The organism is Pantoea sp. MBLJ3 (genome assembly GCF_000816655.1).
Classification (GTDB): Bacteria; Pseudomonadota; Gammaproteobacteria; order Enterobacterales; family Enterobacteriaceae; genus Pantoea; species Pantoea eucalypti.
Genome location: NZ_JSUT01000005.1, coordinates 1,315,986 through 1,341,531, shown reverse-complemented (window position 1 = coordinate 1,341,531; position 25,546 = coordinate 1,315,986). Strand labels below are relative to the sequence as shown.

General features: G+C 54.6%; 29 protein-coding genes. 11 read left to right on the top strand and 18 right to left on the bottom strand.

From position 1 onward, the window contains the following. Positions 1-88: 88 nt before the first annotated feature. Positions 89-1,462 (bottom strand): MATE family efflux transporter, encoded by a 1,374-nt coding sequence (locus tag NP77_RS12620; protein ID WP_039660347.1) that lies wholly within the window; start codon positions 1,460-1,462, stop codon positions 89-91. Positions 1,463-1,665: 203 nt separating this feature from the next. On the opposite strand from NP77_RS12620, the gene NP77_RS12615 reads away from it, so the two are divergent. Further along, on the top strand, positions 1,666-2,325 hold the full coding sequence (locus tag NP77_RS12615) for a riboflavin synthase (RefSeq protein ID WP_039660346.1): 660 nt from the start codon (positions 1,666-1,668) through the stop codon (positions 2,323-2,325). Positions 2,326-2,545: 220 nt separating this feature from the next. On the opposite strand, the gene cfa is transcribed toward NP77_RS12615, so the two are convergent. Beyond that, the gene (gene cfa, locus NP77_RS12610; RefSeq protein ID WP_003850297.1) at positions 2,546-3,694 is read right to left on the bottom strand and encodes a cyclopropane fatty acyl phospholipid synthase; all 1,149 of its coding nucleotides are present in this window, start codon (positions 3,692-3,694) and stop codon (positions 2,546-2,548) included. A 309-nt stretch (positions 3,695-4,003) separates the two neighbouring features. Then, positions 4,004-5,206 (bottom strand): purine nucleoside transporter PunC, encoded by a 1,203-nt coding sequence (gene punC / locus NP77_RS12605; RefSeq protein WP_039660344.1) that lies wholly within the window; start codon positions 5,204-5,206, stop codon positions 4,004-4,006. Between the two features lie 107 nt (positions 5,207-5,313). On the opposite strand from punC, the gene punR reads away from it, so the two are divergent. Then, positions 5,314-6,219: a DNA-binding transcriptional activator PunR gene (gene punR, locus NP77_RS12600; RefSeq protein ID WP_039660343.1), complete on the top strand. Its 906-nt coding sequence runs from the start codon at positions 5,314-5,316 to the stop codon at positions 6,217-6,219. On the opposite strand, the gene purR is transcribed toward punR, so the two are convergent. Beyond that, on the bottom strand, positions 6,216-7,241 hold the full coding sequence (gene purR, locus NP77_RS12595) for an HTH-type transcriptional repressor PurR (protein ID WP_003850290.1): 1,026 nt from the start codon (positions 7,239-7,241) through the stop codon (positions 6,216-6,218). The two genes, punR and purR, sit on opposite strands and share 4 nt — an antisense overlap. Positions 7,242-7,522: 281 nt before the next feature. Between purR and NP77_RS23450 the strand changes: the two genes are divergently transcribed. After that, positions 7,523-7,612: a YnhF family membrane protein gene (locus NP77_RS23450; protein WP_010245592.1), complete on the top strand. Its 90-nt coding sequence runs from the start codon at positions 7,523-7,525 to the stop codon at positions 7,610-7,612. 43 nt (positions 7,613-7,655) lie between these two features. On the opposite strand, the gene NP77_RS12590 is transcribed toward NP77_RS23450, so the two are convergent. Beyond that, positions 7,656-8,465: a C40 family peptidase gene (locus NP77_RS12590; protein WP_039660497.1), complete on the bottom strand. Its 810-nt coding sequence runs from the start codon at positions 8,463-8,465 to the stop codon at positions 7,656-7,658. 364 nt (positions 8,466-8,829) lie between these two features. Between NP77_RS12590 and NP77_RS12585 the strand changes: the two genes are divergently transcribed. Next, complete coding sequence (locus tag NP77_RS12585) at positions 8,830-9,165, top strand: Grx4 family monothiol glutaredoxin (protein ID WP_170933470.1); 336 nt, start codon at positions 8,830-8,832, stop codon at positions 9,163-9,165. A gap of 43 nt (positions 9,166-9,208) precedes the next feature. Here NP77_RS12585 and rnt read toward each other — a convergent pair whose 3' ends face one another. The 4 genes from rnt to NP77_RS12565 all read right to left on the bottom strand — a co-directional run bounded on the left by rnt (position 9,209) and on the right by NP77_RS12565 (position 12,266). After that, positions 9,209-9,877: a ribonuclease T gene (gene rnt, locus NP77_RS12580; protein WP_003850282.1), complete on the bottom strand. Its 669-nt coding sequence runs from the start codon at positions 9,875-9,877 to the stop codon at positions 9,209-9,211. 120 nt (positions 9,878-9,997) lie between these two features. Beyond that, entirely contained in the window at positions 9,998-10,405 is a 408-nt protein-coding gene (gene gloA, locus NP77_RS12575; RefSeq protein WP_008926200.1) for a lactoylglutathione lyase, read from the bottom strand. Positions 10,406-10,521: 116 nt separating this feature from the next. After that, the gene (locus tag NP77_RS12570; protein WP_003850277.1) at positions 10,522-11,619 is read right to left on the bottom strand and encodes an alkene reductase; all 1,098 of its coding nucleotides are present in this window, start codon (positions 11,617-11,619) and stop codon (positions 10,522-10,524) included. A gap of 50 nt (positions 11,620-11,669) precedes the next feature. After that, positions 11,670-12,266 (bottom strand): TetR/AcrR family transcriptional regulator, encoded by a 597-nt coding sequence (locus tag NP77_RS12565; protein WP_008926201.1) that lies wholly within the window; start codon positions 12,264-12,266, stop codon positions 11,670-11,672. Positions 12,267-12,449: 183 nt separating this feature from the next. Between NP77_RS12565 and NP77_RS12560 the strand changes: the two genes are divergently transcribed. The 4 genes from NP77_RS12560 to NP77_RS12545 all read left to right on the top strand — a co-directional run bounded on the left by NP77_RS12560 (position 12,450) and on the right by NP77_RS12545 (position 14,855). After that, on the top strand, positions 12,450-12,689 hold the full coding sequence (locus NP77_RS12560) for a DUF1289 domain-containing protein (protein WP_003850275.1): 240 nt from the start codon (positions 12,450-12,452) through the stop codon (positions 12,687-12,689). 68 nt (positions 12,690-12,757) lie between these two features. Further along, positions 12,758-13,654, top strand: coding sequence for an aldo/keto reductase family oxidoreductase (locus NP77_RS12555; RefSeq protein ID WP_003850274.1), 897 nt, complete (start codon positions 12,758-12,760; stop codon positions 13,652-13,654). Between the two features lie 84 nt (positions 13,655-13,738). Beyond that, positions 13,739-14,257: a superoxide dismutase family protein gene (gene sodC / locus NP77_RS12550; protein WP_003850273.1), complete on the top strand. Its 519-nt coding sequence runs from the start codon at positions 13,739-13,741 to the stop codon at positions 14,255-14,257. A gap of 130 nt (positions 14,258-14,387) precedes the next feature. Beyond that, positions 14,388-14,855 carry a hypothetical protein gene (locus NP77_RS12545; RefSeq protein ID WP_003850272.1) on the top strand — a complete coding sequence of 156 codons (468 nt, stop codon included), beginning with the start codon at positions 14,388-14,390 and terminating at the stop codon, positions 14,853-14,855. Here NP77_RS12545 and NP77_RS12540 read toward each other — a convergent pair whose 3' ends face one another. From NP77_RS12540 to NP77_RS12530, 3 genes are read right to left on the bottom strand one after another with little or no spacing between them, the layout of a single operon-like run. Next, positions 14,856-16,856 (bottom strand): FUSC family protein, encoded by a 2,001-nt coding sequence (locus NP77_RS12540; RefSeq protein WP_039660341.1) that lies wholly within the window; start codon positions 16,854-16,856, stop codon positions 14,856-14,858. Continuing rightward, positions 16,853-17,710, bottom strand: coding sequence for an HlyD family secretion protein (locus NP77_RS12535; RefSeq protein WP_039660339.1), 858 nt, complete (start codon positions 17,708-17,710; stop codon positions 16,853-16,855). Before NP77_RS12535 ends, NP77_RS12540 begins: the two co-directional genes overlap by 4 nt. A gap of 5 nt (positions 17,711-17,715) precedes the next feature. After that, on the bottom strand, positions 17,716-17,952 hold the full coding sequence (locus NP77_RS12530) for a DUF1656 domain-containing protein (RefSeq protein WP_003850269.1): 237 nt from the start codon (positions 17,950-17,952) through the stop codon (positions 17,716-17,718). A 150-nt stretch (positions 17,953-18,102) separates the two neighbouring features. Between NP77_RS12530 and slyA the strand changes: the two genes are divergently transcribed. Beyond that, a complete protein-coding gene (gene slyA, locus NP77_RS12525; protein WP_003850268.1) occupies positions 18,103-18,540 on the top strand; it encodes a transcriptional regulator SlyA in 438 nt (145 codons plus the stop codon). Positions 18,541-18,580: 40 nt separating this feature from the next. Here the strand turns inward: slyA and slyB are convergent, their stop codons facing one another. Next, positions 18,581-19,048 (bottom strand): outer membrane lipoprotein SlyB, encoded by a 468-nt coding sequence (gene slyB / locus NP77_RS12520; protein ID WP_003850267.1) that lies wholly within the window; start codon positions 19,046-19,048, stop codon positions 18,581-18,583. 282 nt (positions 19,049-19,330) lie between these two features. Between slyB and anmK the strand changes: the two genes are divergently transcribed. Next, a complete protein-coding gene (gene anmK / locus NP77_RS12515; RefSeq protein WP_003850265.1) occupies positions 19,331-20,452 on the top strand; it encodes an anhydro-N-acetylmuramic acid kinase in 1,122 nt (373 codons plus the stop codon). Between the two features lie 47 nt (positions 20,453-20,499). Here anmK and NP77_RS12510 read toward each other — a convergent pair whose 3' ends face one another. The 3 genes from NP77_RS12510 to NP77_RS12500 form a co-directional block, all read right to left on the bottom strand. Beyond that, positions 20,500-20,733 (bottom strand): DUF4060 family protein, encoded by a 234-nt coding sequence (locus NP77_RS12510; RefSeq protein ID WP_003850264.1) that lies wholly within the window; start codon positions 20,731-20,733, stop codon positions 20,500-20,502. 228 nt (positions 20,734-20,961) lie between these two features. Then, positions 20,962-22,173 carry a diguanylate phosphodiesterase gene (locus tag NP77_RS12505; protein WP_039660337.1) on the bottom strand — a complete coding sequence of 404 codons (1,212 nt, stop codon included), beginning with the start codon at positions 22,171-22,173 and terminating at the stop codon, positions 20,962-20,964. Between the two features lie 98 nt (positions 22,174-22,271). Then, on the bottom strand, positions 22,272-22,796 hold the full coding sequence (locus NP77_RS12500) for a GNAT family N-acetyltransferase (protein ID WP_039660336.1): 525 nt from the start codon (positions 22,794-22,796) through the stop codon (positions 22,272-22,274). Between the two features lie 288 nt (positions 22,797-23,084). Between NP77_RS12500 and NP77_RS12495 the strand changes: the two genes are divergently transcribed. Further along, on the top strand, positions 23,085-23,318 hold the full coding sequence (locus NP77_RS12495; protein WP_003850261.1) for a hypothetical protein: 234 nt from the start codon (positions 23,085-23,087) through the stop codon (positions 23,316-23,318). A gap of 154 nt (positions 23,319-23,472) precedes the next feature. On the opposite strand, the gene NP77_RS12490 is transcribed toward NP77_RS12495, so the two are convergent. Together NP77_RS12490 and NP77_RS12485 are read right to left on the bottom strand one after the other, a co-directional pair. Further along, a complete protein-coding gene (locus tag NP77_RS12490; protein ID WP_039660334.1) occupies positions 23,473-24,621 on the bottom strand; it encodes a sugar MFS transporter in 1,149 nt (382 codons plus the stop codon). After that, on the bottom strand, positions 24,618-25,160 hold the full coding sequence (locus NP77_RS12485; protein WP_003850258.1) for a TetR/AcrR family transcriptional regulator: 543 nt from the start codon (positions 25,158-25,160) through the stop codon (positions 24,618-24,620). The genes NP77_RS12490 and NP77_RS12485 overlap by 4 nt, the downstream gene beginning before the upstream one ends. Positions 25,161-25,546: the final 386 nt, after the last annotated feature.

The window sequence follows — 25,546 nt, the reverse complement described above, 5'->3', positions numbered from 1 at the left end:
AAATAGTTTTTTCGCCATGACTGAGCAGCAACTGTGCTAACCGTCGTTTTTTTCGACATTGCGGGCCACGAATGACCCGCGTTTAAAGCTATCGTGCTGCACGTGTCAGGATGATGTCCGCCGGTAACTGCTGTAACCGTCTGATACGCCAGAGCATCATCAGCGCCGCTGAAGTCAGACCGATAATAAAACCGCACCAGAAACCCGCCGGACCCATCCGCGGCACAATCCAGTCGGTCAGTGCCAGCAGGTAGCCAGCGGGCAGTCCCAGCAGCCAGTAAGCAATAAAGGTAATAAAGAAAATCGACCGCGTATCTTTATAGCCGCGCAGGATCCCGCTGCCAATCACCTGAATCGAGTCCGAAAACTGATAAATGGCCGCCAGCAGCATCAGCTGTGCCGCCAGTGTCACCACCTCGGGATTATCGTTATAGAGCAGGGCGATCTGATGACGAAACGTGACGGTAAAAATCGCGGTCAGCGCGGCCATGCTGATGCCCACACCCTGAGCGGTCCAGGCCGCGACCCGTGCCTGCTCGGTGGACCCCTGACCCAGACGATAACCGACGCGAATGGTGGTCGCGACACCCAGCGACAGCGGCAACACAAACATCAGTGAACTGAAGTTCAGCGCAATCTGGTGACCCGCCACATTGACGATACCCAGTGGCGAGACCAGCAGAGCAACAACGGCAAACAAGGTGACCTCAAAAAAGAGTGCCAATGCCACTGGCAATCCCAGCGTCATCAGGCGGCTCAGAATCGGACGCGAAGGAGGCGACCAGCGGCTCTCAAGCCGGATATCACGCATGCTGCCCATCCGGCGCACCCAGAAGCGCATACAGATAAACATCACCCAGTAAACAGAGGCGGTCGCTACACCACAGCCGACACCACCCAGGGCAGGCATGCCGAAGTGCCCATAAATAAAGACATAGTTGAGCGGGATGTTGAACATCAAGCCCAGAAAGCCCAGCACCATGCCGGGTTTGGTTTTCGACAGCCCCTCGCACTGGTTGCGCAGCACCTGGAAGAAGAGGTAGCCAGGCGCGCCAAACAGCAGGGCATGAAGATAGCCTTCTGCTTTCAGCGCCAGCGCAGGATCGATGTCATGCATCGCCCGGATGAGATAGCCTGCATGCCATAACAGCAACATAATCAGCAGCGAGACGAAGAAAGCGAGCCAGTATCCCTGGCGAATCTGTTCGCCGATGCGTTCGCGGCGACCTGAACCGTTGAGTTGCGCAACGGTGGGCGTCAATGCAAGCAGAAGACCATGACCAAACAGGATGGCCGGAAGCCAGACAGAGGTGCCGACAGCAACGGCGGCCATATCCGTGGCGCTGACTGCACCGGCCATAATGGTATCCACAAATCCCATTGCGGTTTGCGCCACCTGAGCAAGGATGACTGGAATCGCAAGGGCCAGCAATTGACGCGCTTCTGTTAAATACTTCTGCACGTTAACACCTGACTTGTTGAAAGAATTAAAAGGGCAGAAAAGCCCAGGAAATTGCGCGGGCTAGTGTAACTGGCGCAATAGCATTCGCCAATCTTTGTCACACAATGCGTTTTACGCCGTCATTAAATAGAGGGCGTCGGCTGAAATCTAACACCTGACCTGAGCTGTGATAAACTAGCGCAAACTTCGCAGAGGCAAAGACTATGTTTACCGGTATTGTGCAGGGCACCGCAGAAATCGTGTCCATTGAAGAGAAAGAACTGTTTCGTACCCACACTGTCCGACTGCCGGAAGCGCTTTTACCGGGTCTGGCGCTGGGCGCATCTGTCGCGCACAACGGTTGCTGTTTAACCGTGACGGCAATTGACGGCGACTGGGTCAGTTTTGATTTAATTAAAGAGACCTTGCGGGTAACTAACCTGGGTGATTTACGTCAGGGTGATGTGGTCAATATTGAGCGTGCAGCCCGATTCAGCGATGAAATAGGCGGTCATCTGATGTCAGGTCATATTATGACCACCGCTGAGATCTGCAAGATTATCCAGTCAGAACATAACCGCGAAGTCTGGTTTAAAATCCAGGACCCGACGCAGATGAAATATATTCTGCATAAAGGTTTTGTCGGCATCGACGGTATCAGCCTGACAGTCGGCGATGTGACGAAGACCAAATTCTGCGTCTATCTGATCCCGGAAACGCTGGAGCGCACCACGCTGGGCGCGAAGACGTTTGGCGATCGGGTTAATATTGAGATCGATCCACACACGCAGGCAATCGTAGAGACCGTTGAGCGGGTATTAGCACAGCGCGATGCCGCGGCAGCGATGAGCATGCTGACCGGCCAGACTGACGCCGAGAGCTAATAAGCGTCAAAGATTGCTGGGGAGCCCATCCGGGTGAATCTGGCAGCGATATAATAGCCTGAAGCACAGGGAACACAGTCAGAAGAGGAAAGCGTCCCCCGCCACGGATAACGGGTTTGTCTCTTTCAAATCTTTCTGTGTTCCTGTGCTGTTACACGCTCAAAACTGAACAGGCCCCTTTTTAAAGCCTTTAGCGCGGCAGCATCTTCTTAACATGACCCTACCGCGCCACCCGTAATCCGCCCTCAACACCGCGACTGAACACAATCTGCCACAGCTGAATATCACGCGCCCGGAAGGCACCGGCACAGGCATTGAGATAATAAGAGAACATCCGCTTAAAGCGTTCACCATATTTATCAGCCAGTTCTGGCCAGGCCTGCACAAAGCGTTCATGCCAGGCCATCAATGTTTTGTCGTAATCAGCACCAAAGTTATGCCAGTCTTCCAGAATAAAGTGGGGCTCGCTGGCATCCGCTACATGACGCACTGACGGCAGACAACCATTGGGGAAGATATATTTATCGATCCAGGGATCGACGCTCATATCGGTCTTAATTGCACCAATAGTGTGAAGCAGGAAAATACCGTCAGGTTTTAAATTACGATCGACCACATCAAAATAGGTGGCGTAATTTTTTGGCCCGACATGTTCGAACATTCCCACTGAAACAATACGATCAAACTGCTCATTCAGATCGCGATAATCCTGCAACAGAATTGTGACGTCTAATCCGTTACAGCGCTGCTGCGCCAGTTTTTGCTGTTCGGCGGAAATCGTCACGCCATGCACTTTGACGCCGTAATGACGTGCAGCAAATTCCGCGAGTCCGCCCCAGCCACAGCCAATATCCAGCAGCGACATCCCGGGTTCCAGCGCTAATTTCCGGCAGATCATATCCAGCTTGGCTTCCTGTGCTGTCGCCAGCGTCGTGGCCTCTTTCCAGTAGCCACAGGAATATTGCATATAAGGATCAAGCATCAGTGAAAAAAGATCGTTGCCGAGATCGTAATGTTCTTTACCGACAATCCAGGCCCGTTTTTTTGATTGCAGATTCGTTAAGCGAGCGGCGGCAATGCGCAACGTATCTTTAAAGTGGTGAGGCAATTGCTGATCGAGTTTATGTTTAAGTACGTGGTGAAAGAACATATCCAGCCGGTCACACTCCCACCATCCATCCATATAGCTCTCACCGAGCCCAAGTGAACCCTCCTGCAGAACACGTTTAAAAAAACCTGGATGCGTAACATGAATATCCCATGGACGTGAACCATTGATTTCGACATCCGCTGATTCCAGCAGTTCATGAACGATGCGATACCAATGGTTCTCTTCCGGGCTCACTACTTCAGCATAAGATGAACTCATAGCTTTTCCACCACCTGTCCAATCTGAACCTGAACAAAGAGTAGCCAATTTCGTCAGGCATTGAGAAACGTTACGGATGACTCCGCACACCGGTTATTGTGTGATACAGAGGACTGGAATAGCCTGCAGCTGGACGGGCAAGATGAGAATAACGCGCGCGAATACCGTCCCGGCAACAGGGTGCCAATCAGATTATTACGTTATTATATTGTTGATTTATTACAGATTTGTTGACCCGAATGAGTATATTCTCACGCGGGTCAATATTCAATGACTTATTGTTAGGATGCTAACTAAGAAGTCAGTGTGTCAGTGATTATCCTGGCAGGCAGGTTGCGCTGAGGCAACAACACTTTGTGCGCTGGCGGCACGCTGCATGGCGAAGCCGAACAGCGCGAGCACAATGGTCGCCGTCATCGTGAGTGTGGTGGTAAACAGCGCCTGAGTTAATCCGGCTGATACTGCCAGGCTTGCGGCGAAGCACAGACCTAACTGCAGTGTGTTCTGCAATGCGGCCGCTTTGCCGGTAGCATTCGGGAAGGGCATTAATGCACTGGAGACCACAATCGGATAGATCGCGCCGTTCGCCAGCGCCATGCCGCAGAATGGAACCATCAGGCTAACCAGCGTGCTGTTGCCGGCAAGCGCAACAGCAAACAGCGCCAGAATGCTCAGGCTGTAGATACCCAGTAACCAGGGCAGCAACTGTGAACCGTTAAAGCGGTTGAGCAGGGCGCGACAGCCGAAGCCACCTATTAAAAAGGCGAGGGTCTGTGGCACATAACTCAGGCCGATGTCGGCAGGCGAGAGACCCAAATCTGCCAGAATAAACGGCGAACCCGTCAGCCAGGCAAAGAAGCTGGCAGAACAGGCAGAGTAAATCAGCACGTTGCCGCTATAAACCCGCGATTTGAGCAGAGTAAAGAAACCCGGCTGTGCCTTTTTTTCACCTGCGACTTTGCGAACAGTGGGCAGACGCAACGTGGTCAGAATCAGCGCTACCGCAATCAGGGTCAGCACCAGGAAGATTGAACGCCAGTGGAAATGACCAATCAGCCAGGCGCCCAGCAACGGGGCCAGTGCCGGAGAGAGTGCAACCAGCGGCATAATGGTGGCAAAGACTTTGTTTGCACGTGCGGCAGGGTAGCGATCCACGACCAGTGCCTGCCAGCTAACAGCAGCAGCACAGACGCCAATCGCCTGAACAAAACGCAGCGCCAGCATCAGATAGATATCATTGACCCACAGCATGCCTGCACAACCGACCCCAAACATGGCCAGCCCGGTCAGCAGCACAGGTTTACGGCCGATGCGATCGGAGAGGGGTCCCCAGAAGAGCTGACCCACAGCGAAGCCTCCCAGAAAGAGACTCATACTGGCGCTGATCAGGCCGGGTGAGGTGTTAAACGTTTGCTGCATCGCGCCGAAGGCGGGCAGGTACATATCGGTGGCTAAAAAGCCGAGCATGCTCAGCAGGGCAAGGTAAGGCATAAATCCTTTATTCGACAACATCTCATTCTCATTTTTGCAGGATAAACGCGGCAGAGTGTAAAAGGTGCGTTTGCTGCTGTGAAACGGTAATATTTGCCGCTTGCTGTTAAAAATTTTGAAGGCAGATTATGTGGTCAGAATATGCATTAGAAGTGGTTGACGCAGTCGCCCGTGGCGGCAGCTTTAGCGCTGCTGCGCAGGAGTTACATCGGGTGCCCTCTGCCATCAGTTACACGGTGCGGCAGCTGGAGAGCTGGCTGGCGGTGCCGCTGTTTGAGCGTCAGCACCGTGAAGTGGTACTGACTCCGGCAGGCGAGCATTTTGTCCGTGAAGGGCGCAGCGTCATCAAAAAAATGCTAGCCACACGACGACAGTGTCAGCAGCTGGCCAACGGCTGGCGCGGTCAGCTCAGCATCGCTGTTGACCGTATCGCTAAACCTCAGCGCACCCGGCAACTGGTTAAAGATTTCTATCGCCATTTCCCCGACATGGAGCTGATCATCAGTTATGAAGTTTTTAACGGCGTCTGGGATGCGCTGGCCGATGGCCGGGTAGAAGTGGCCATTGGGGCCACCCAGGCGATTCCGGTGGGCGGACGTTTTGCGTTTCGCGATATGGGCACACTCAACTGGCGCTGCGTGGTCGCGCCCGATCATCCCCTGACGCAGGCGAGCCAGATCGATGACGACACGCTGCGTAGCTGGCCGTCACTGGTGCTGGAAGATACTTCACGCGCACTGCCGCGCCGAATGACATGGACGCTGGATAACCAGCGCAGGCTGGTGGTGCCGGAATGGCAAACCGGGCTGGAGTGCGTGCAGGCGGGATTGTGTGTGGCGATGGTGCCCGGTCATCTTGCCAGGCCACTGCTCGACAGCGGCGATCTGGTTGAACTGACTCTGCCGGTGGCGTTTCGGGACAGTCCCTGCTGTGTCAGCTGGGCTGAGGATCGCGCATCACCGGCGACTGGCTGGTTGCTCAGCTACCTGGGTGATGCGCAAACGCTTAATCAGGAGTGGTTAAGCGAGGATTAACGGCGATAGTCGCGGAATGGACCGTCGGCCACCGAGCGGCGCTCAATCAGCGTAGGGTGTACTTCAATCGTCTGTGACACTTCACGCTTACTGGTGATGCGGTCCAGCAGCATATCCAGCGCTTTTTCACCTAACTGAGCTTTAGGCTGATGCACGGTGGTCAGGGCCGGTGCGAAATAGCGGGCGTTGCGCACATTATCATAACCGATCACCGAAATATCCTGCGGTACGCGCAAACCCATTTCGTCGGCGGCGCAAATTGCACCCATTGCCATGATATCACCACCGCAGAACACCGCCGTCGGGCGCTGTTTCTGTGACAGGATCTGCTGCATCGCCTGATAGCCCGACTCCGGCTCAAAGTCACCCTGGACAATCCACTCGGCGCGCGGCTGAATGCTGGCTTCTTCCAGCGCCTTCAGGAAACCGGCATGACGTCCGCCACCGGTATTACGCTCCATCTGACCGGGGATAGCACCAATGTCGCGGTGACCGCGTTCAATCAGATAGCGTCCTGCCAGATAGCCGCCCTGGAACGCGTTATCCAGAACCGTGTCGGTGAAGTCGGCGCGCGATTCGCCCCAGTCCATTACCACCATCGGGATGTTACGGTTCTCTTCCAGCATCTGCAGCAGGTCGTCTGGATATTCTGAGCACATCACCAGCAGACCATCGACACGCTTCTGCGCCATCATGCTGAGATAGGCGCGCTGTTTTTGCAGATCGTTATGCGAATTCCCCAGAATCAGCGTATAGCCTTTGTCAAAACAGTGATTCTCAATCGCTTCAATAATCTCTGCGAAATAGGGGGCTTCGCTGGATGTCGCCAGCAGGCCCAGCGTTCTGGTGTGATTCACTTTCAGGCTGCGCGCCACGGCGCTTGGCGAATAGTGCAGTTCTTTTATCGCCTGCCAGACCGCGTTACGCGTCTCTTCTGCGACAAAGCGGGTTTTATTGATGACGTGCGAAACCGTCGTCGTTGAGACGCCAGCGCGTTTCGCCACATCTTTAATTGTTGCCATGAAAATCGGACTCCAGTGCTTATCTAACTCTATGATAAGCGTAGTGTTAAACGTTTGCGTCTGCTCAGGGTTTTTTCCGCAAAAATGCCGCGTTTTTGGCCGGTTTACAGGCCGCTGGCGGAAATAAAACGCCTGAAAACCGGCGCAAACGGAATCAGGATTGCGCGCGTTGCGCAACAAAGGCGGGATTCTAACAAGGCTGAACGGATAAAACGAGATTTTTACCGGGCCCTGTGGGAAAATGCGATATCCCCACAAATTGTGTGACTAAGGAGCAAACAATGAGTACCGATCTTAAACTGGCTTTAATGACGACTGCGGGCTGTCTGCTGATGATTGTAGCCTTTAGTTTTACCGCCATTCTGCACTAAAAAAAAGCCGGGAATCTCCCGGCTTTTTACGACTGTTTTCTGGTTAGCGTATGGTTTTCGGCGTCATCACACGACGGGCACCAATGTAATGACGCTGCCAGTAATCTTCCCCTAATGCGCTAATCTGAATGTCTTTTCCGGTACGCGGTGACTGGATAAACTTGCCATCTCCCAGGTACACGCCAACGTGATCCGCTGTACCGCGACTATTAATACGGAAGAAGACCAGATCGCCTTTCTCCAGCGACTCACGCTTGATGGGTGCGGCGTCACGCAGGTGATACATCTCATTAGCGGTACGCGGAATCTTAAACTTCACCAGATCTTTATAGGCGTACCAGACCAGGCCGCTGCAATCGAAGCCGGTATGCGGCGAAGTGCCGCCCCACTGGTAGGGTTTACCCAGCTGGCCCATCAGTTTGGTCATCGCGGTTTCGCGAGCCTTCTGATAACGCTGACGGTGGGATTTGCTCATTTTAATCGTGCCCGGCTCGCTGGTGGTGACCTCAGCGGTTTTTAGCAGGCGCTGATGGCCATAGCGTTTCTTCTCTTTGTTCTTTTGCTGGCTTTTGCTTATACGGGCGGTTTTAAGCGAGGTCTTCTTAGCAGGCGTCTGTTTGGCAGTGAGTTCGACTTTTTTCTGTTTTTTCGTTTTAAGTTTTTGAACAGGGCTGAGGCGAGTCTTTTTCGTCACCGTTTTTACCTGGCGACGTTTGCGGCGTTCATCGTCGCGCGCACTCTTTTTTTCTGCTTTATGCGTACTGACGTTCACCGGCGTGTGCGGCGAAGCAGCAGCGACGTTGAAAAACAGTTGCGCAATGGCCAGCATGAAAAGCGTAATGATTAAACGCATAGTCCGTTGATTAGTTAAGTTGTCAGGGCCACTACGCACCGCGACAAAGTTGAGATTAATCTGATCCAGGATCAGGGCCCAGGCCATTCTAGTCCAGTTCGTTTAAAAACTGTAATGCCTTTTAATATTAATCTGTGCAACCCACGTAATCGCGCTGAAAATGAACATTTTCAGCGTCTTATATCAGCGAAATTATTACGAATTATTAAACTGTTACCCGCTGTTAATAATCAGAGGGTCGTGCATCCCGCTGCAGGACTTAACAATGATGGCGGTATAATCGGTAGCGGACAAAATCTCGTTTTCAGTCACGCTGCGAAGTCGCTACAATAAACAAACACGAAGTCACGATTTAAGGAAGGCAATTATGAGTACTGTAGAAAAAATTCAGCGCCAGATCGCAGAAAATCCGATCCTGCTGTACATGAAAGGTTCCCCGAAACTGCCTAGCTGCGGTTTCTCTGCACAGGCGGTACAGGCGCTGTCAGCCTGTGGTGAGCGTTTTGCTTACGTGGATATTCTGCAGAACCCGGACATTCGTGCCGAGATGCCGAAATTCGCTAACTGGCCAACCTTCCCGCAGCTGTGGGTTGATGGCGAGCTGGTCGGTGGCTGCGACATCATCGTTGAGATGTTGCAGCGTGGTGAACTGCAGACGCTGATCAAAGAGACTGCAGAAAAATTTAAAGAAGCAGAATAAAAAAAGGCCGACATCACGTCGGCCTTTTCCATTGCAGCATCCCTTATGCGGATGCACTGGCTTCTGCATCGCCTTCCGCGAAAGGCAGTGGCCAGCCGCCTAAGCGTTTCCAGCGGTTCACCAGCTCGCAGAACAGTGTTGCTGTCTGCTGCGTGTCATAAAGCGCCGAATGCGCCTGGGTACTGTCAAACTCCATTCCCGCCGCAATACAGGCTTTCGCCAGAACCGTCTGACCCAGCACCAGTCCGCTGAGTGCCGCGGTGTCAAAGGTGGCAAAGGGGTGAAACGGATTGCGCTTCAGGCTGGCACGCTCTGCCGCTGCTGACATAAAGTTCAGGTCAAAAGTGGCATTGTGCGCCACCATAATGGCGCGATTGCAGCCACTGTCCTTAATCCCCTTGCGCACCATTTTGAAAATGGCATGCAGCGCTTCATATTCACTGACTGCTCCGCGCAGCGGATTGCTGGGATCGATACCGGTAAACGCCAGCGCTTCAGGATGCAGCAGCGAACCGACAAAAGGTTCGACGTTGAAATGCAGCGTCTGGTCAATCTGAATCCAGCCCTCTTCATCCATTTTCAGCGTGATGGCAGCAATCTCCAGTAACGCATCGGTTTGCGCGTTGAAACCTGCGGTTTCAACGTCGATCACCACCGGATAGAAGCCACGGAAACGTTGATTGAGTGCATTAGGGGAATTCGATTCAGACATCAGGATCTCGTTGCAGAAAAAGGGCAGCGCGTATTATGGCAAAAAACGGGGCCGGGTGCAGCAGATGAAGCGCAGAGAAGGGGATTCAGCCCACCCGAACGGGCAGGCTGAGGGGCAGGTTTAGTTGCCCAGGCCGTTGCCGGCATCTTTGTTTTCGATCAGCTCGATTTTGTAACCATCGGGATCTTCAACAAAGGCAATAATGGTAGAGCCGCCTTTGACCGGGCCAGCCTCACGCGTCACGTTGCCGCCATCTTTACGGATGCGTTCGCAGGCAGCTGCCGCGTCATCCACGCCCAGTGCAATGTGACCATACGCATTACCGAGGTCATACTTATCGACGCCCCAGTTATAGGTCAGTTCGATTACCGCACCTTCGCTCTCGTCGGTGTAGCCCACAAAGGCCAGGGTATATTTATATTCGGTGTTTTCGCTCTGACGCAGCACGCGCATGCCGAGCACACGAGTGTAGAAATCGATTGAACGTTGCAGATCGCCAACGCGCAGCATGGTATGAAGTAAACGCATAACATCCTCTTTTAAATAAAACGCCATCGCCGGATGACCCAGGCGATAAGTATAGCGATGAAAATCGCCATTGAATAATGGCTGCCGTCATCGTCCCGGACGGCAGCCCAAAACGATTACAGCGTCGGGTAGTCGATATACCCTTCAGCGCCGCCGCCGTAGAAGCTTTCCGGGCGCTGTGGATTGAGCGGCGCATCCTGCTGCAGACGCTCAACCAGGTCCGGGTTAGCTATGTAATCGCGACCAAAGGCAACGGCATCGATCAGACCACGACCAATCAGGTCATCGGCTTTCTCAACGGTGTAGGCACCCGCACCGATGATGGCACCCGGGAAGAGATCACGCACTTTCTGGCGGAAAGCGTCGGTGTAAGGCTGACCACCGGCCCAGTCTGGCTCAGAGAGGTGCAGATAGGCGATATTGCGTTTTGCCAGCTCGCCGATGTACCACAACGCCGCTTCTTCTTCGTCCGGACCGTTATCCAGATTCTGGAAGCTACCGATAGGTGATACGCGAATACCAATGCGATCGGCAGACCAGTTAGCAATGACCGCATCAACTACTTCAAGCGCAAAGCGACCGCGTTTTTCAATGCTGCCACCGTATTCATCGGTACGCTGGTTGGAGTCTGGTGCCAGGAACTGGTGAATCAGATAACCGTGCGCCGAGTGCAGCTCAAGCAGATCAAAGTCCGCTTCACGTGCGTTGGCCGCAGCCTGACCGAAATCGGCCACGATCTGCTTGATCTCCGGCACGGTCAGTTCACGCGGTGTTGAGGTATCTTCGCGATAAACGCTGCCATCTTCCGCACGCAGTGAAGTACGGGTGCCTGCAGCAATCGCCGAGGGAGCCACCGGTGCTTTACCTTCCGGCTGCACGCTGTTATGAGAGATACGACCGGTATGCCAAAGCTGCACGGCGGTGTGGCCGCCAGCCTGATGCACGCCTTCGTTAATCGCTTTCCACGCTGCAATCTGTGGCTGCGTATGTAAGCCTGGTGCACCAGCATAGCCTTTCGCCTGGAAAGAGATCTGGGTTGCTTCAGTGATGATCAGACCGGCGCTGGCGCGCTGACGGTAATATTCCGCCATCATCGGGGTAGGGATGTCGCCAGGCTCGATGCTGCGCAGACGGGTCAGCGGTGCCATGAATACGCGGTTTGGGACGGTAATTGCGCCGACTTTCAGCGGATTAAACAGCTGGGTACTCGCCATAATAGCTCCTGATTAGTAGACCAGTCGTCTACAAATGCGTTTTTTAAAAATCAGTGGCTCTTAAGCCACTGTTCGATGGTACTCAATGCCAGGCGCAGTGGCTGCGCCTCGCGGGAAATTTTGCTCTGCAGGCTGGCGCCAAGCCACAGCAACGACAGTAATTCCGCCATCTGCGCGGGAGGCTGTGGCAGGTTCATCGACTCCTGCTGTTCTGCAGCGATCAGCGTCCGGGCGTAGAGGGCCGTGATTTTCGCTGCGCCCTGCTGCAGTGCGTCACGCATTGGCTCAGAAAGATCGCATACCTCAGCGGAGATCTTAACGCCCAGACAACCCATAATGTGACCCTGCTGCACAAACAGCTCAACGGCCGCACGAAAGTGGTTCAGCAGACGCTCACGCGGGGTGCCGCTGGTCTGGTTGAGCTGCAGCTCGACATCCTGCAGGAAACGCGCAAAGTAACGTTCCAGTAACGCCACGCCAAACGCTTCTTTAGAGCGGAAATAGTAGTAGAAGGAGCCTTTCGGCACCGCCGCCTGCGTCAGCAGCTCACTGAGGCCCATTCCGGCAAAGCCGCGCTGAAGACAGAGTGTCTCCCCTGTCTGGAGCAGGTGTTCACGGGTTTCATTACGTTGCAGCGTCTTATTCATGGCTCTGAGATTAGTAGACCAGTCGGTCTAACGCAACTCAGTCTGTTGCATTTGGCACAGAGTGTTCACCCCAGAGAGAAAGAAAAGGATAATTCTGACCGGTCAGGATTTTCTTCCTGCGCAACCAGGCTACGCTTTTGAGTGGACTGATTTTGCTTTTTATTTAATGAATCTGGAGTCGTGGTGGCCGAGCAGCTTGAGTTTTTTCCGGTTCCCAGCCCCTGTCGCGGCATCTGCCAGACGGATGCACGCGGTTACTGCCTGGGATGTTTACGCAGCCGCGATGAGCGGTTCAACTGGCTGCGCTTTAGTGATGCGCAAAAGCGTGAGGTGATACGCCTTTGTCAGCAGCGTCGACAGCGTCTGCAGCGTCAACAGAAAGGCGACGAGCCACCCGAGCCACAACAGCCAGAGTTATTCTGACGACTTTGCGCTTTCCGTTATACTCTCTGACACATTAATTACAGCCCACGCGCAACAGGGAGAACGTCATGTTAGAACCGCAAGCCATCGCTTCACAGGGGCCAGAATTTTCACCGCTGGTTATGGGGTACTGGCGCCTGATGGAGTGGGGCATGTCACCTCAGGAGCGCGTCGCGTTTATTGAGCACCATCTGCGGCTTGGCATTACCACCGTTGACCATGCCGACATCTACGGTGACTACCAGTGTGAAGCGGCATTTGGCGAGGCGCTGAAACTGGCACCCGGACTGCGCGACCAGCTGCAGATTGTGACCAAATGCGGTATTGCTACCCGCGCCCGGCCTGAGCATCAGATTGGCCACTACATCACCGATAAAAACCATATCCTGCAGAGCGCTGAAAACTCGCTGCGCCATCTCCACACCGATCGCCTTGATTTGCTCCTGATCCATCGCCCCGATCCGCTGATGGCGGCTGACGACGTGGCTGAAGCCTTTATGGCATTGCATCAGAGCGGCAAGGTTCTGCATTTTGGCGTCTCAAACTTCACACCCTCTCAGTTCTCCCTGCTGCAATCCCGCTTGCCGTTCTCGCTGGTCACCAATCAGCTGGAGATTTCACCGGTTCAGCAAAGCGTGCTGCTGGATGGATCGCTGGATCAATGCCAGCAACTGCGCATTCGTCCGATGGCCTGGTCCTGTCTGGGAGGAGGCCGCCTGTTTAACGATCCGCACTATCAGCCACTGCGTAACGAACTGGAAGCTGTGCGGCAGGAAACCGGCGCCACCAGCCTGGATCAGGTCGTTTATGCCTGGATACTGATGCTGCCGTCGCGCCCACTGCCCATTATCGGTTCAGGTAAAACATCCCGGGTCAGCGAAGCCGCTGGTGCACTGAATGTCATGCTGACACGTCAGCAGTGGTTCCGCATTCGTAAGGCGGCGCTGGGTTTTGATGTGCCCTGAAGCGTAAAAGTGCGTCAATCTTCAGCAAAATAGCGCAACAGCGACCAGACTTACCTCAATCCCTGGGATGAAAAAGGAGTCATCATGAAAATGAAAGCTGTTGCGCTATTCGCCCTGATCGCCTGCGGTGCAGCACAGGCTGCCAGCGAGCAGGTTACGGTCCATCAGGTTACCGCTGAAGGCATCGGAAAATCGGTTGGCACGGTAAAAATTGACGAGACACAGTATGGTCTGCAGTTCACGCCCGATCTGAAAGGCCTTCAGCCAGGCATTCATGGTTTCCATGTCCATGCTAAAGGCAGCTGTGAGCCGGGCGAGTCTGAAGGGAAAGTGGTCGCCGCCGGTGCTGCGGGCGGTCACCTTGATCCTGCCAACAGTGGCAAACATCTGGGGCCTTACGCTGAGGGACATCTCGGGGATTTGCCTGCGATTTATGTCGATGACAAAGGCAATGCAACCTATCCGGTGCTGGCACCTCGTCTGAAATCCTTAAACGAGATCAAAGGAAAAGCGCTGATGGTGCATGCTGGCGGGGATAACCACGCCGATCATCCTAAACCGCTGGGCGGCGGCGGGGCGCGTTATGCCTGCGGTGTAATCTGAGTGTCAGGGCGGCAGATAATGGCCGCCCGATTTTCTCCTGACTGTTTATGAAATGTTGTACCATCCCTGACATTTCCCCCCTATGATGTTGATTCAGGTAAGAAAGCGTGATGGGGAAAGGAGCAGGATAATGAAATTCAAGGGCGCATTACTGCTATGTCTGCTGCTGGTGGGATGCGATAAACCCAATGATACGCAGCTGGTGACCGAAACCGGTCGGGAACTTCAGCGCACCATTGATACCAGCCCGATGCGTGCCACCTGTGAAAAGATTGCTCAGGGTCGTGAATGGCTGAGTCGCAGCAGGGTGCGTAAGCTGGAGGCACAGGGTTGTGATCAGGTTTTTCGTAGCGCAACCGAAACCAATTTCACGGATACCACCATCTATCGTCGCACCATGACGATGGTGTGTGGTGGCATCCACGGTCAAAGTTTTACCGGCACTGAACTGACACGCCGGTTCATCTTTTCACCCGACGAGAAAGCGCTGGTCATTGAACCGATGACCGAGATGGATAAAACCCGCTTTGAAGGTCATAAAACGCTGCAGCAGTTGCAGGAAGATTTTAACCGGCAGCAACAGCAATATTGCCAGTAATCACGCCGGCACCGCCTGTTTCAGTTGTGCGAGCGAACAGCGCAGACGCCAGATAATGCCAGCCAGTTCGCTGGCTTCGTTGTTTTCCAGCGCCAGTAATGCGGTGATACTCTCCTCCAGTTCCCTTAGCATCTGATCCAGCGAGGTGTGGCGCACGCCACGGCTGCTGATGATCTGCTGCAGATTGTGCAGACTGCTATCACGAAACCCTGTCAGGGCCGCCGAACCGGCGCGCCATTCACGCAGTTGCCAGACAATATGTGAGCAGTTGAGTAGCACTACGCCCCAGCGAAGTAGCCAGGTGCGCGCCTGCTCATCCCGGCTATGGCTGAGCTGGCTGATGCGGTGGTAAATCTGCGATTCGAAGCGACTCTCACTGAGTCGGGGCCGCTGCCGCAGCTGATCGAGAAATGCCAGCCGCAGCGCGCGGATATGGCGTCGGCTGCGCCGCGCATCAGAGCTGGGCCGCAGAATCTGGAACGCTAGCCAGGCGAGCAGCACCCCGCAGACTTTGGCAATGTTATCGTTGAAAAAGTCCTGATAATCCCAGGTCGGTGGGTTTGTCACTGCGATAAACGAGCCCATAAAGACGATGAACTGTCCCCACATCCCGGCGCGCTGTTTCTGCTGCAGCTTGAAGAGTTGTAACGTCACCAGCAGCGGAAAGAGAAACAGTAAAAACGGCCACAGCTGACTGATCTGCACCATCAGGCCAAACTTCATCACAAAACTGAACGCAAACAGCCACAGCAGGGTTTTCAGCAGCAACGTGACGCTGCCGCCGGGTGAGGGCACGGAGGCGTAAAGCACGCAGGCAATAGCGGTCAGGGTGAGCGCGGAAGCGCCGGAAGACCATTGTGTATTGATCCAGAAGGCGCAGCCCAGCACGATCACGCAGAAGGTGCGCAGGGCGCTCCAGCCCGCTTCGGCACTGTCACTGTCGCGCGCCAGCGCCGGAACCGGCGGGGGTTGAAAGCGGGTATCGGCATCGGCACGATCCAGCAGACGAATCCAGCGCAGTACGTTGAGGTACATCCAGCAGAAGTAGCGCAGCCGCTGACAAAACGCGCGCTGCCGGTAGTCGCCGTCTGCGCCAGGCGTCACGCTGCGCAGGATTTGCGCAAGACGATATTTATCACACGCCGGTTTCGCCAGCTCAGCCAGCAGGCGCTGCAAGGCTTCAAACAGCGGCTCTGGCGCATCGGGCCAGTTCAGCAACATGCGCCGCAGGCTCGAAAGCACGCTGGTGAGTCGCAGCTGCTGATGCAGCACATAGTTCAGGACGTTGTTCTGTCGGCGAAAGCGGTAGTGGCTCCAGAACGCCTGAATCCGCAGCAGATTCATGGTCAGGATCTGGCTGATGACGTTTTCATGCGCGACACGAATGGTATCACTGGCCGAGGGCTGCAGCAGTAACACCGCATGCTCCAGCAAACGGGCATGCATCTGCTTCAGTGAGGTAATCAGCGCCTCGCCATCCGAGGTACTCGGCAGCACCATCATCATCAATCCGGCGCAGAGAATGCCGGAGATCACCTCGCAGACGCGTGCCTGCGCAATCGTCCACAGCGTGGTGATATCGGTGATATTCACGCTGCTGAAAGCGATGATGGCAGCGGTGTAACCCGCCAGTGAAAACGCGTAAGCGACGTTGTTCTGGTAGTGGTTCGAAATGCCGGTGCAGAGCGCCAGCCAGCCGGCAATGGCAAAGGTAAACAGCCAGGGCTCGTTCAGGGTGTGGCCGGCGATCAGCAGTGCGGCGGTGGCCCCCAGCAGGCTGCCGACAATGCGGCCAAGACTTTTGCTGATCGCGCCGCCAACGGTGGGAAAGCTGATCACGGCGGCAGAGGTCATCGCCCAGTAGGGTTCATCGAGATCCAGTCCATAGGCGATGCTCAGTGCCAGACACATGGCGATCGCGTTACGTAACGCATAGCGCCACTGGCCTCTGTTCGCTTTAATCCAGGGCAGTTGATCCCAGGCCAGCCACTGAACATTCATGGCTGGATAGTGATGGTGCAGCTGGTGCCGGCCACCAGATCAGCATTGGCCGGAAGCGAATCGAGACGAATGCGTACCGGTACCCGCTGCGCCAGCCGCACCCAGGGCACGTTTGGCTTGATATCGGGCACCAGGCCGCTGTCAGTCTCAATGCTCTGGTCATAGATGGCGCGGCCAATGCTGTCTACCTTGCCCTGCAGCCGCATGCTACTGCTGAAGAGCACCACCTGTGCCGTTGCGCCTGGATGAATATGGCGCAGCTTGGTCTCTTCGAAATAGCCCATGACGTAGTAAGAGTGGCTGTCGACCAGGGCAAACAGAGGCGAACCCGCAGTGGCATAGCTGCCGGGCCGAAGCGTGAGATTAGTGATCCAGCCATCCGCCGGTGCGGTCAGCGTTGTCTGTTGCAGATTCCAGCGCGCCCGTTCCCACTCCGCCTGCGCGGCTTTAGTGCTGGCAGCCGCAGCTCCGGCGCTTAAGCGTGCCGCATCGAGATCCTCGGCAGAGATGATGTTGCGCGGCAGGCTGCTGCGCCGGTTAAACTCGTGCTGCGCTTTCGCCAGGTCCGCTTGCGCTTTGCTGAGCTGAGCGGCGGCGTTGTCGAGCGCAATCTGCCACGGCACCGTGTCCAGCGTGACCAGCAGCTCGCCCTTGTGCACAAATTGATTGTCTTTGACCTTCAGTTCCGTAACCCGGCCCGAGACCTGAGGCGTGATATCCACCAGCTCTGCCCGCACTTTCCCGTCACGGGTCCAGGGCGACTGCATGTAGTAGTTCCACAGCCAGCCGCCGGCCAGTAACGCCAGTGCAAAGACAATGAGCGTTGAAAAATATTTTACCGCGTTAAATTTCATATCGATTATCCATGACCGATGAGCCAGAGAGCGGCGGTTACGCACAGCACAAACAGCGAGAGATCAAACAGGGTGGGATGCCAGATATCACCGGAGTAGATCCAGCCGCGCACCAGCGGGTGAATCAGCAGCCAGAAAAAGAAACCGAGGATCACCGCCTTGAACATCGGCGGGAAAAAGAGTGAGGCGCCAACCACCAGATCGGTCAGCGGGTTCTCACCTGAAAAAGCAGGAGTGAGCACGTGATAACATCCTTCGTTAACCCAAACAGCAGACGGGATGCGCTGCCGCGTTATCGTGGCCTGGCCCGGGATTTGTAATTTGTCCTGTAAACTCGCAGAATAGTGTAAAATCTGGCTTGATAGCTAGCAAGCTAATTATAAGGAGATGAAATGGATACGCCCCTCGGAACGGATTTATCTCGCCTGGTGCGCATCTGGCGCGCGTTGATTGATCAGCGGCTGAAACCGCTTGAGCTGACTCAGACACACTGGGTGACGTTGCACAATATTCATCAACTGCCGCCAGAACAGTCGCAGATTCAGTTAGCCAAAGCAATTGGGATTGAACAACCTTCGCTGGTGCGCACGCTGGATCAACTGGAAGAGAAAGGACTTATAACCCGTTCGACCTGCGCTAACGATCGTCGTGCCAAGCGAATTAAGCTGACGCAGCAGGCTGAGCCGATTATCGAACAGGTTGAGACGGTAATTGATGAGACGCGGGATGACATTCTTTCCGGCATCAGCCAGGAAGAGATCCGTCAGATGGTGACGCTGATCGCCCGGCTTGAGAAAAATATTCTCGAACTTCAGAACAAAGAGAAATAAAAAAACCGACGCACAGGCGTCGGTTTTTTGTTTCACAACATCAGCGAGGTGAAACCGTCACCTGGCTGCCGTTGGATGCCATTGCAACACGCTGGCCAACAGAATAGCGCGAGGCGGCCTGCTTCTGAACCACCATGATGGTGTTGCCATCATCCTTACGGATTTCCAGCTCTACGCCATCCGTTTTATTCACTGCGCCCTGAACGCCCTGACCCGCAACGCCACCCAGAACGGCACCACCGGCTGTCGCCAGGCTACGTCCGGTGCCGCCACCAATGGTATTACCCAGGAAGCCACCTAACACCGCACCACCAATGGCACCGATGACGTTGCTCTCATCGCCGCCCTGGATCTTCACAGGACGAACGGAGACTAAGGTACCGTACGAAACGCTCTGGATTTGCTTTGCTTCACTGGCACTGTAGGTATCACCCGACAGCGTACTGGTATTGCTACAACCTGCGAGCATAGCACCGGTCAGAGCGACCACAATTACACGCTTAATCATTTGAAACTCCTTTAGTCGAGAAGGCGCCACGTTTACCGCTGTATCCTGCACACAGTATAAGACACAAACCTGGCAAATTAATCCCTGTCCGAATAAAACACGGTTGAACGAAGCATAGACTATGCAGGATTAACAATAATTCAATCGTGGTCTAAAAATAGTCCCATAACGTTATCAGTGAGCACGATTGGATAAAAACAATTTAATCATAGAATTAGCGATCATTATTTGTCAGGCTAGCCGCAGACGAATTGCACTTCCTGCCGGAAGTAAGGAATAGCTATGAAATCAGGACGCTATATCGGTGTGATGTCAGGCACCAGCCTGGATGGGGTGGATGTGGTGCTGGCTGCCATTGATGAAAATATGGTGGCACAGCAGGCAAGCTACTGCCATCCGATGCCAGCCGCGCTGCGTCAGGCGATTCTGGGAGTGTGTCAGGGGCAAACTCTGACGCTGTCGCAGCTTGGCCAGCTTGATACCCGCCTCGGCCAGCTCTTTGCTGAAGCCGTGGTGACATTGATGAAGCGTGAAGCGCTGGAGGCCAGTGACATCACGGCGATTGGCTGTCATGGTCAGACCGTCTGGCATGAGCCCCAGAGTGACGCACCTAATACGCTGCAGATAGGTGACAATAATCAGATTGTCGCGGCGACCGGCGTGACGGTGGTGGGTGACTTCCGCCGCCGTGACATGGCGCTGGGTGGGCAGGGTGCGCCGCTGGTGCCTGCCTTTCATCAGGCGCTGCTGATGGATGCCACTGAACGCCGCATGGTGCTGAATATTGGTGGCATTGCCAATCTCTCGCTGCTCATCCCGGGTCAGCCAGTGCGCGGCTTTGATACCGGCCCTGGGAATATGCTGCTGGATGCCTGGATCTGGCGCAATCAGGGGCAGCCGTATGACAAAGATGCACAGTGGGCGCGCAGCGGAACCGTGATTCAGCCACTGCTGGAGGCGCTGTTGCGTGAGCCATGGTTTGCGTTGCCGCCGCCGAAAAGCACCGGGCGCGAACACTTCAATCTTGGCTGGCTTGAACAGCATCTGCGCTATTTCCCGGGGCTGGCCCCACAGGATGTGCAGGCCACACTGGTTGAGCTGAGCGCCATCACTATCACGCAGCAGGTGTTACTCAATGATGGCTGCGACCGTCTGCTGGTGTGTGGCGGCGGGAGTCGTAATCCCCAGCTGATGGCGCGCCTGGCGGCGCATCTTCCTGGAACGGAAGTCACCCCTACTGATGCGGCGGGAATCAGTGGCGATGACATGGAAGCGCTGGCATTTGCGTGGCTGGCGTTTCGCACACTCTCCGGCCTGCCGGGCAATCTGCCTGCGGTAACGGGCGCACGGGAAAAGAGTGTGATTGGCGCAATCTATCCGGCCAATTCTCTCTATCGCCGTTAAGCGGGGATGGCGGGGGCACTTTGCCCCCGCGCTATGACAAGCGGCCGTCAGGCGGCGCCGGAGAGGTGCGTCAGATTGCGGACTCCGGTAATGACCGTAGCAACCATGGTTTCGCGTCGGGTAATCACCTCAACCTGGTAAAACCGGCTGCGGTAGGCGATAGAATAGATAATGGGATGGTACTTATTACCTTCTCCGTAGCGTGAGTAGTGCGCTTCAAGCGCACGGGTCGCTGCCAGGATATGGGAGGGCTCTTTATCACCGCGGATGATTTGCTTCATTCAGTTCCTCAAATGCTGTCCCTGGAGTCACGTCGCACGCATGGCGCGTAGCGCTGGCCTAAACACTGAACATCTGACTGCTAAACATTTAATCACTGACTGGGTAAGGTCTGACTGTGACGCGGGAAGATGACAGAAAGATGATCCCCCGGCGCTGTTAATTATTTAGCAGCCGCCGGGAAATCCAGCAAGGCAGGGGATTGAAAATTCATCCAAATCGCAGTGGAATTAAACCAGCTCGGGCCAGGCGACGGCTGCAAGGCCATTAAGTTGCGGTTGTGAGAACAGGAAACCCTGGAACTGAGTCACGCCTGCCGCTTCAAGCCACATCCACTCTTCTGGCTTTTCAATGCCCTCGGCGATAACGCCGATCTCCAGCGAGGAGCAGCATTTCAGAATGGCATGAATGATCGCCTGCTTGGGCCCGCTTTTATGCACATCCGAAATGATGGCACGATCAATCTTAATCTTGTCGGGCTGAATGCGGGTCAGCAGCGAAAGCCCGGCAAAGCCGGCACCAAAATCATCCAGCGCCAGGCTGATGCCGGCGGCTTTCAGCTGCCTGATAGCGGCTTCAAATGCCTCAGGTTGCGAGATGATTTCATTCTCGGTGAATTCCACCATAATCTGCTCCGGTACCAGCCCCTGGGCAGCAATCTCAGCCAGCAAAAACGGCACCGCGTCGGGCATTTCCACCAGAGTCATCGGCAGCAGATTGATCGACAAGGTCATCCCCTCGATCCCCAACTGCTTTGCCTGGGCAAACGCGACCTTTTTAGAGGTCAGATCAACCTGATAGAGCTGCTCCCGAGACAATCGGGAAAAATAGGCCAGCGGGGATTCACCCTGTGGGCCACGCAGCAGGGCCTCCAGCGAGACAATTTCGCAGGCAAAAGGATCGACGATAGGCTGAAAAGCAAAGCTGACGGCATTCTCAGCCAACAGTGCCGCGTCGCCTTCGCGCTGTTCTGATTCGTTACGGATAAACGTCCAGCCGCTGGTGGCTGGAATTTCAAAATAGTTCTCTTTTTCCCGCGCTTCGACAAAAGTTCGCAGGAACTGCAGGGCACGATCAGCGTAGGTCAGTTGATATTTCGTGGTGCATTTTGCCAGCACCGCTTCCAGCACCGTCTCTTTATCATGCAGCCGCAGATCGAACAGCTCCATTCCGACGTGACCAAAACGACGCGCTGGGGCGTAGTCACGCAGCAGTTCGACCAGATTATGATGGCGCGGGTCCTGGCAAATCCGGCTGTAGACCGCCTTAACCGCCGCCTCTGGACCTTCGAGCAGTTGGAAAAAGTGCGTGCCATTGAACAGCAAAATTCCGGTGACATTGGATGATTTATTGATTTTATTCGCTTTTAACGCCAGATCATTCAGGGTTTTCAGCGGCACATTCTCTGTAATGTGGCTGCGATAAATGATTGTCGACAACATAAAGTTTTCCGGAATTTTTAATTTTTGTTAACACACTTTACCAGAAGGTTCTCTACGGGAGAACGTGGGGCCGTGTGCCTTTCTCGCCAGCGCAATATTTAGTCTTTACTCGGTAACGCTGAATCGCCCAGTCCCAGAGTACGCTGCATAAAAACGGTATCCAGCCAGCGGCCCTGTTTAAAACCCACCGATCGCAGAATGCCGGTCATTTCAAAGCCCGCGGCGCGATGCAGGGCAATCGAACCCTGATTCTCGCTGTCACCAATGTTAGCGATCAACTGGCGATATCCTGCCTGCTCAGCCCACCTGATGGCATGTGCTAACAGATGTGAACCGGCTCCACGCTTTTGAAATCCGGGATCGATATAAATAGAGTCTTCCAGCGTATGCCTGTAGGCGTGCCGTGGACGATAGGGGGCCAGATAGCAAAACCCACGGACGTCACCCTCACTGACAGCGACGAACCACGGCAGGCCCGCCTGCTGAACTTTACCTATCCGCTCGCCAATCGCGTCAGCGTCGGGCGGCACGGTCTCAAAGGAGCCGGTTCCGTTAATGACATGCCAGGCGTAGATTTGCTGAATCGCTGTGATGTGGCGCTCATCAGCCTCAAAAAATTCCATTATCTGGTTTTACCCCAAAAATCTGCACCTGGTGAAAAAACAACGGTATAGCGAGAGGTAAGAGGTCGCAATATAAATATTTCGCCTTTCAATGATTTTTTATAGCGCCGTTCTCCAGGAAAAGTCCTGGCAGGTATAGTTAAATAAAACAGGTGGATTTAGTGCCACGACTCAATGGCGGTTAAGCCTATTCTGAAAACGGTGTTCGTCAGATGATCCGGGCCAGAGTTAACGTTATTATCTTTGCAATCAGGGCAGGGGCGATTATTTATCTGGAGGCGTGGCGTGATGCGATTTGTGGATTTTCTGAATAGTAAGCAGGGGCTGCATGCAGCCAGAAATCACTGCTTTGAATTAAATGGCGTGGTGCTGGGCCATTTCACGGCGCTATTTCTGCACGACAATCAGATTATTTTCACTAAAGACGGTAAGCAGTGCGCTGTGCCTTATTACCTGGGTCCTGAAGACGATTTACTCCAGCAGCAAATTAATCCTCGCATTAAAAATATCCGCGCTATCTGATTCGCGCGGGTGATTGTTATCACGCGATAGAGTCCGCCGCGTAAAATTATTACGCCTCATTCTCCGGATACCTATTTTCGGGCTGTCTGGCATGGCACGTTAGCGACTATTAATTACGTTTGCCGGCGCTTTTATTTCTTTCATCTCCGCCTGTTTATTTAACCGCCTCACCGCTGTTCTCTGCCGGTAAAACAAACAGCAACAGCAGAGCAACGATCACAAAGAGCGTTAAGGCCGTAGTGGCACCCCAGCAGGCGTAGAGCTGGCCAAACAGCAGCGATCCCACAACCTGACCTACCGCCAGCATAAAAAACAGGATGCCGACGCCAGTCGCCGGGTCTTCGGCGGTGGCGCGAGCGCCCCAGACCAACAGCACGCCCGACAGGGTAACGTAACCTGCGCCGCAACAGGCAACCGCGATACCTAAGCCGATAGATTCACCCTGACTCAACGCCAGCACAAGCAGCGGCAGTGCCATACCACACAATGACAGCCGGTAAACGCCATTTAGCCCTATACGGGCAGCGACCAGGCCGGTTGCCGCACCCACAATGCCTGCACTTCCCGCAATCAGCCAGAGTAAGCGGGCGGTATCTGCATCAACACCGACATGCTGACGCAGAAGCGCCGACCCAAAGCTCCACCAGGCTGCACTGACCAGGCCCGACGTCAGCGCGATACCCATCAGCTGACGCATAGCGCGGCGATACAATCGCTGCTGCCAGTGACGCACTCTGGAGGTACGTTCCGCCGCTTGATCCTTTAACACGCGTATTACCGGCAGCACACAGAACAGTGATAGCAGGGCAAACAGCAGGCAGGCCGCGCGCCAGCCGCCTGGCAGCATGCTCAGGATCACTACCGTCAGGATAATGCCCGCGCTGGTACCTGCATTAATCAGCGTATTTATGCGCGGCTGACGTGCTGCAGGAATTCTGTGACTGACTGCCGCGGCCAGTGCGGGTGAAGCCAGACCAGAACTCAATCCGGCGATAAACAGTCCGGCCGCCAGCATCAGTACTGACGAGGCACTGGCGAGCAGAAGCAGACCTGCCGTTGCACTGAGTGAGGCCAGCAGCGCGGTCACGCGTGTGCCATAGCGATCTGTCAGCGCGGCTGAAGTGAGAATAGTGAAGCAGTAAGCCGCAAAGCTGCATGCCGACAGCAACCCCGCCTGCTGTGGGGTAAACGGGATATCTGACGAGATAGCGGGCAGCATCAATCCCCATGAGAAGCGGGCCATGCCATAAGTCGCGGCGATCAGACTGAAGCCGGTGAGTGCCAGGGCGGTAGACGATCTCATCCGGTCACGCCGTTTTGACGCAGTAGCTGACGGGCGACCTGAGCCGCCTGTCGGGCTGCGGCGGGACCGGTGAGCAGCGCCGTAGTAATCGCGCCTTCGAAGAGTATCCAGATGGCATCACTCAGTTGCCGATCTTCAGCACCGTACAGATGCGTCACACACTGTGTTATGTAGTGGCGCATTGTGGCACGGAAGGCCAGTGCCTGAGCGGCCAGCTCACTGTCACGCTCAGCGTATTCCCCCCAGGCTTTCAGGAAGAAGCAGCCGTGGGCACCGTTCGCCCTGGTCCAGTCGCCCAGCACCACAAACAGCTGCTCTATCGCCTCTGGCTGTTGCGGTGGCAGCAGTTCAGCCATAAAACGCTGCTCGCGCGCACTCAGCACGGCAGAGGTCAGTGCTTCGCGTGAAGCGAAATGATGATAAAACGTACGCGTAGAGACGCCGGCTTCCCGACAGAGTTGATCGGTGCTGGTGGCGTGAAAGCCATGTGTGTAGAAGAGCCGCTCGGCAGCCTGAATGATATCGTTTCTCTTTTTCATGACTCAAAAGTAAACCGATCGTTTTACTTTTTCAAGCCCATTCCTATTCTTTGCACACGGCGGTATTGATAAATCCCCGACGGCGGGCACACTGGCGCTTCGCTTAAAGGGGCGCTGGAGGCTGCTTTTTTTCTTTTTCAGTCTCTGTTTATCAATACTCATACTTACCCCGGCGGGGGTTAATTTTGTTAGTTGTGACTCTAATCATAACGGAGGGTACTTACAGGGAATGCTTGCCGGTTTAATCATTAGACTGTTGTTTTTAATGCATTATTTTAAGTTTTGCTGATTTATTGATGCATTAGCATTACAAATACAATCGGGGGTGTAAAACGGGTAGGAATGTTTCAGTGCGTCGAATGCCTGAAGCGATGTAAACGGCAAAA

What these genes read in the sequence shown, in the direction of transcription:
- NP77_RS12615 (WP_039660346.1), top strand. Translation starts at nt 1,666, where the DNA reads ATGTTTACCGGTATTGTGCAGGGCACCGCAGAAATCGTGTCCATTGAA.
- cfa (WP_003850297.1), bottom strand. Translation starts at nt 3,694, where the DNA reads ATGAGTTCATCTTATGCTGAAGTAGTGAGCCCGGAAGAGAACCATTGG.
- punC (WP_039660344.1), bottom strand. Translation starts at nt 5,206, where the DNA reads ATGTTGTCGAATAAAGGATTTATGCCTTACCTTGCCCTGCTGAGCATG.
- punR (WP_039660343.1), top strand. Translation starts at nt 5,314, where the DNA reads ATGTGGTCAGAATATGCATTAGAAGTGGTTGACGCAGTCGCCCGTGGC.
- purR (WP_003850290.1), bottom strand. Translation starts at nt 7,241, where the DNA reads ATGGCAACAATTAAAGATGTGGCGAAACGCGCTGGCGTCTCAACGACG.
- NP77_RS23450 (WP_010245592.1), top strand. Translation starts at nt 7,523, where the DNA reads ATGAGTACCGATCTTAAACTGGCTTTAATGACGACTGCGGGCTGTCTG.
- NP77_RS12590 (WP_039660497.1), bottom strand. Translation starts at nt 8,465, where the DNA reads ATGCGTTTAATCATTACGCTTTTCATGCTGGCCATTGCGCAACTGTTT.
- rnt (WP_003850282.1), bottom strand. Translation starts at nt 9,877, where the DNA reads ATGTCTGAATCGAATTCCCCTAATGCACTCAATCAACGTTTCCGTGGC.
- gloA (WP_008926200.1), bottom strand. Translation starts at nt 10,405, where the DNA reads ATGCGTTTACTTCATACCATGCTGCGCGTTGGCGATCTGCAACGTTCA.
- NP77_RS12570 (WP_003850277.1), bottom strand. Translation starts at nt 11,619, where the DNA reads ATGGCGAGTACCCAGCTGTTTAATCCGCTGAAAGTCGGCGCAATTACC.
- NP77_RS12565 (WP_008926201.1), bottom strand. Translation starts at nt 12,266, where the DNA reads ATGAATAAGACGCTGCAACGTAATGAAACCCGTGAACACCTGCTCCAG.
- NP77_RS12555 (WP_003850274.1), top strand. Translation starts at nt 12,758, where the DNA reads ATGTTAGAACCGCAAGCCATCGCTTCACAGGGGCCAGAATTTTCACCG.
- sodC (WP_003850273.1), top strand. Translation starts at nt 13,739, where the DNA reads ATGAAAATGAAAGCTGTTGCGCTATTCGCCCTGATCGCCTGCGGTGCA.
- NP77_RS12545 (WP_003850272.1), top strand. Translation starts at nt 14,388, where the DNA reads ATGAAATTCAAGGGCGCATTACTGCTATGTCTGCTGCTGGTGGGATGC.
- NP77_RS12540 (WP_039660341.1), bottom strand. Translation starts at nt 16,856, where the DNA reads ATGAATGTTCAGTGGCTGGCCTGGGATCAACTGCCCTGGATTAAAGCG.
- NP77_RS12535 (WP_039660339.1), bottom strand. Translation starts at nt 17,710, where the DNA reads ATGAAATTTAACGCGGTAAAATATTTTTCAACGCTCATTGTCTTTGCA.
- slyA (WP_003850268.1), top strand. Translation starts at nt 18,103, where the DNA reads ATGGATACGCCCCTCGGAACGGATTTATCTCGCCTGGTGCGCATCTGG.
- slyB (WP_003850267.1), bottom strand. Translation starts at nt 19,048, where the DNA reads ATGATTAAGCGTGTAATTGTGGTCGCTCTGACCGGTGCTATGCTCGCA.
- anmK (WP_003850265.1), top strand. Translation starts at nt 19,331, where the DNA reads ATGAAATCAGGACGCTATATCGGTGTGATGTCAGGCACCAGCCTGGAT.
- NP77_RS12510 (WP_003850264.1), bottom strand. Translation starts at nt 20,733, where the DNA reads ATGAAGCAAATCATCCGCGGTGATAAAGAGCCCTCCCATATCCTGGCA.
- NP77_RS12505 (WP_039660337.1), bottom strand. Translation starts at nt 22,173, where the DNA reads ATGTTGTCGACAATCATTTATCGCAGCCACATTACAGAGAATGTGCCG.
- NP77_RS12500 (WP_039660336.1), bottom strand. Translation starts at nt 22,796, where the DNA reads ATGGAATTTTTTGAGGCTGATGAGCGCCACATCACAGCGATTCAGCAA.
- NP77_RS12495 (WP_003850261.1), top strand. Translation starts at nt 23,085, where the DNA reads ATGCGATTTGTGGATTTTCTGAATAGTAAGCAGGGGCTGCATGCAGCC.
- NP77_RS12490 (WP_039660334.1), bottom strand. Translation starts at nt 24,621, where the DNA reads ATGAGATCGTCTACCGCCCTGGCACTCACCGGCTTCAGTCTGATCGCC.
- NP77_RS12485 (WP_003850258.1), bottom strand. Translation starts at nt 25,160, where the DNA reads ATGAAAAAGAGAAACGATATCATTCAGGCTGCCGAGCGGCTCTTCTAC.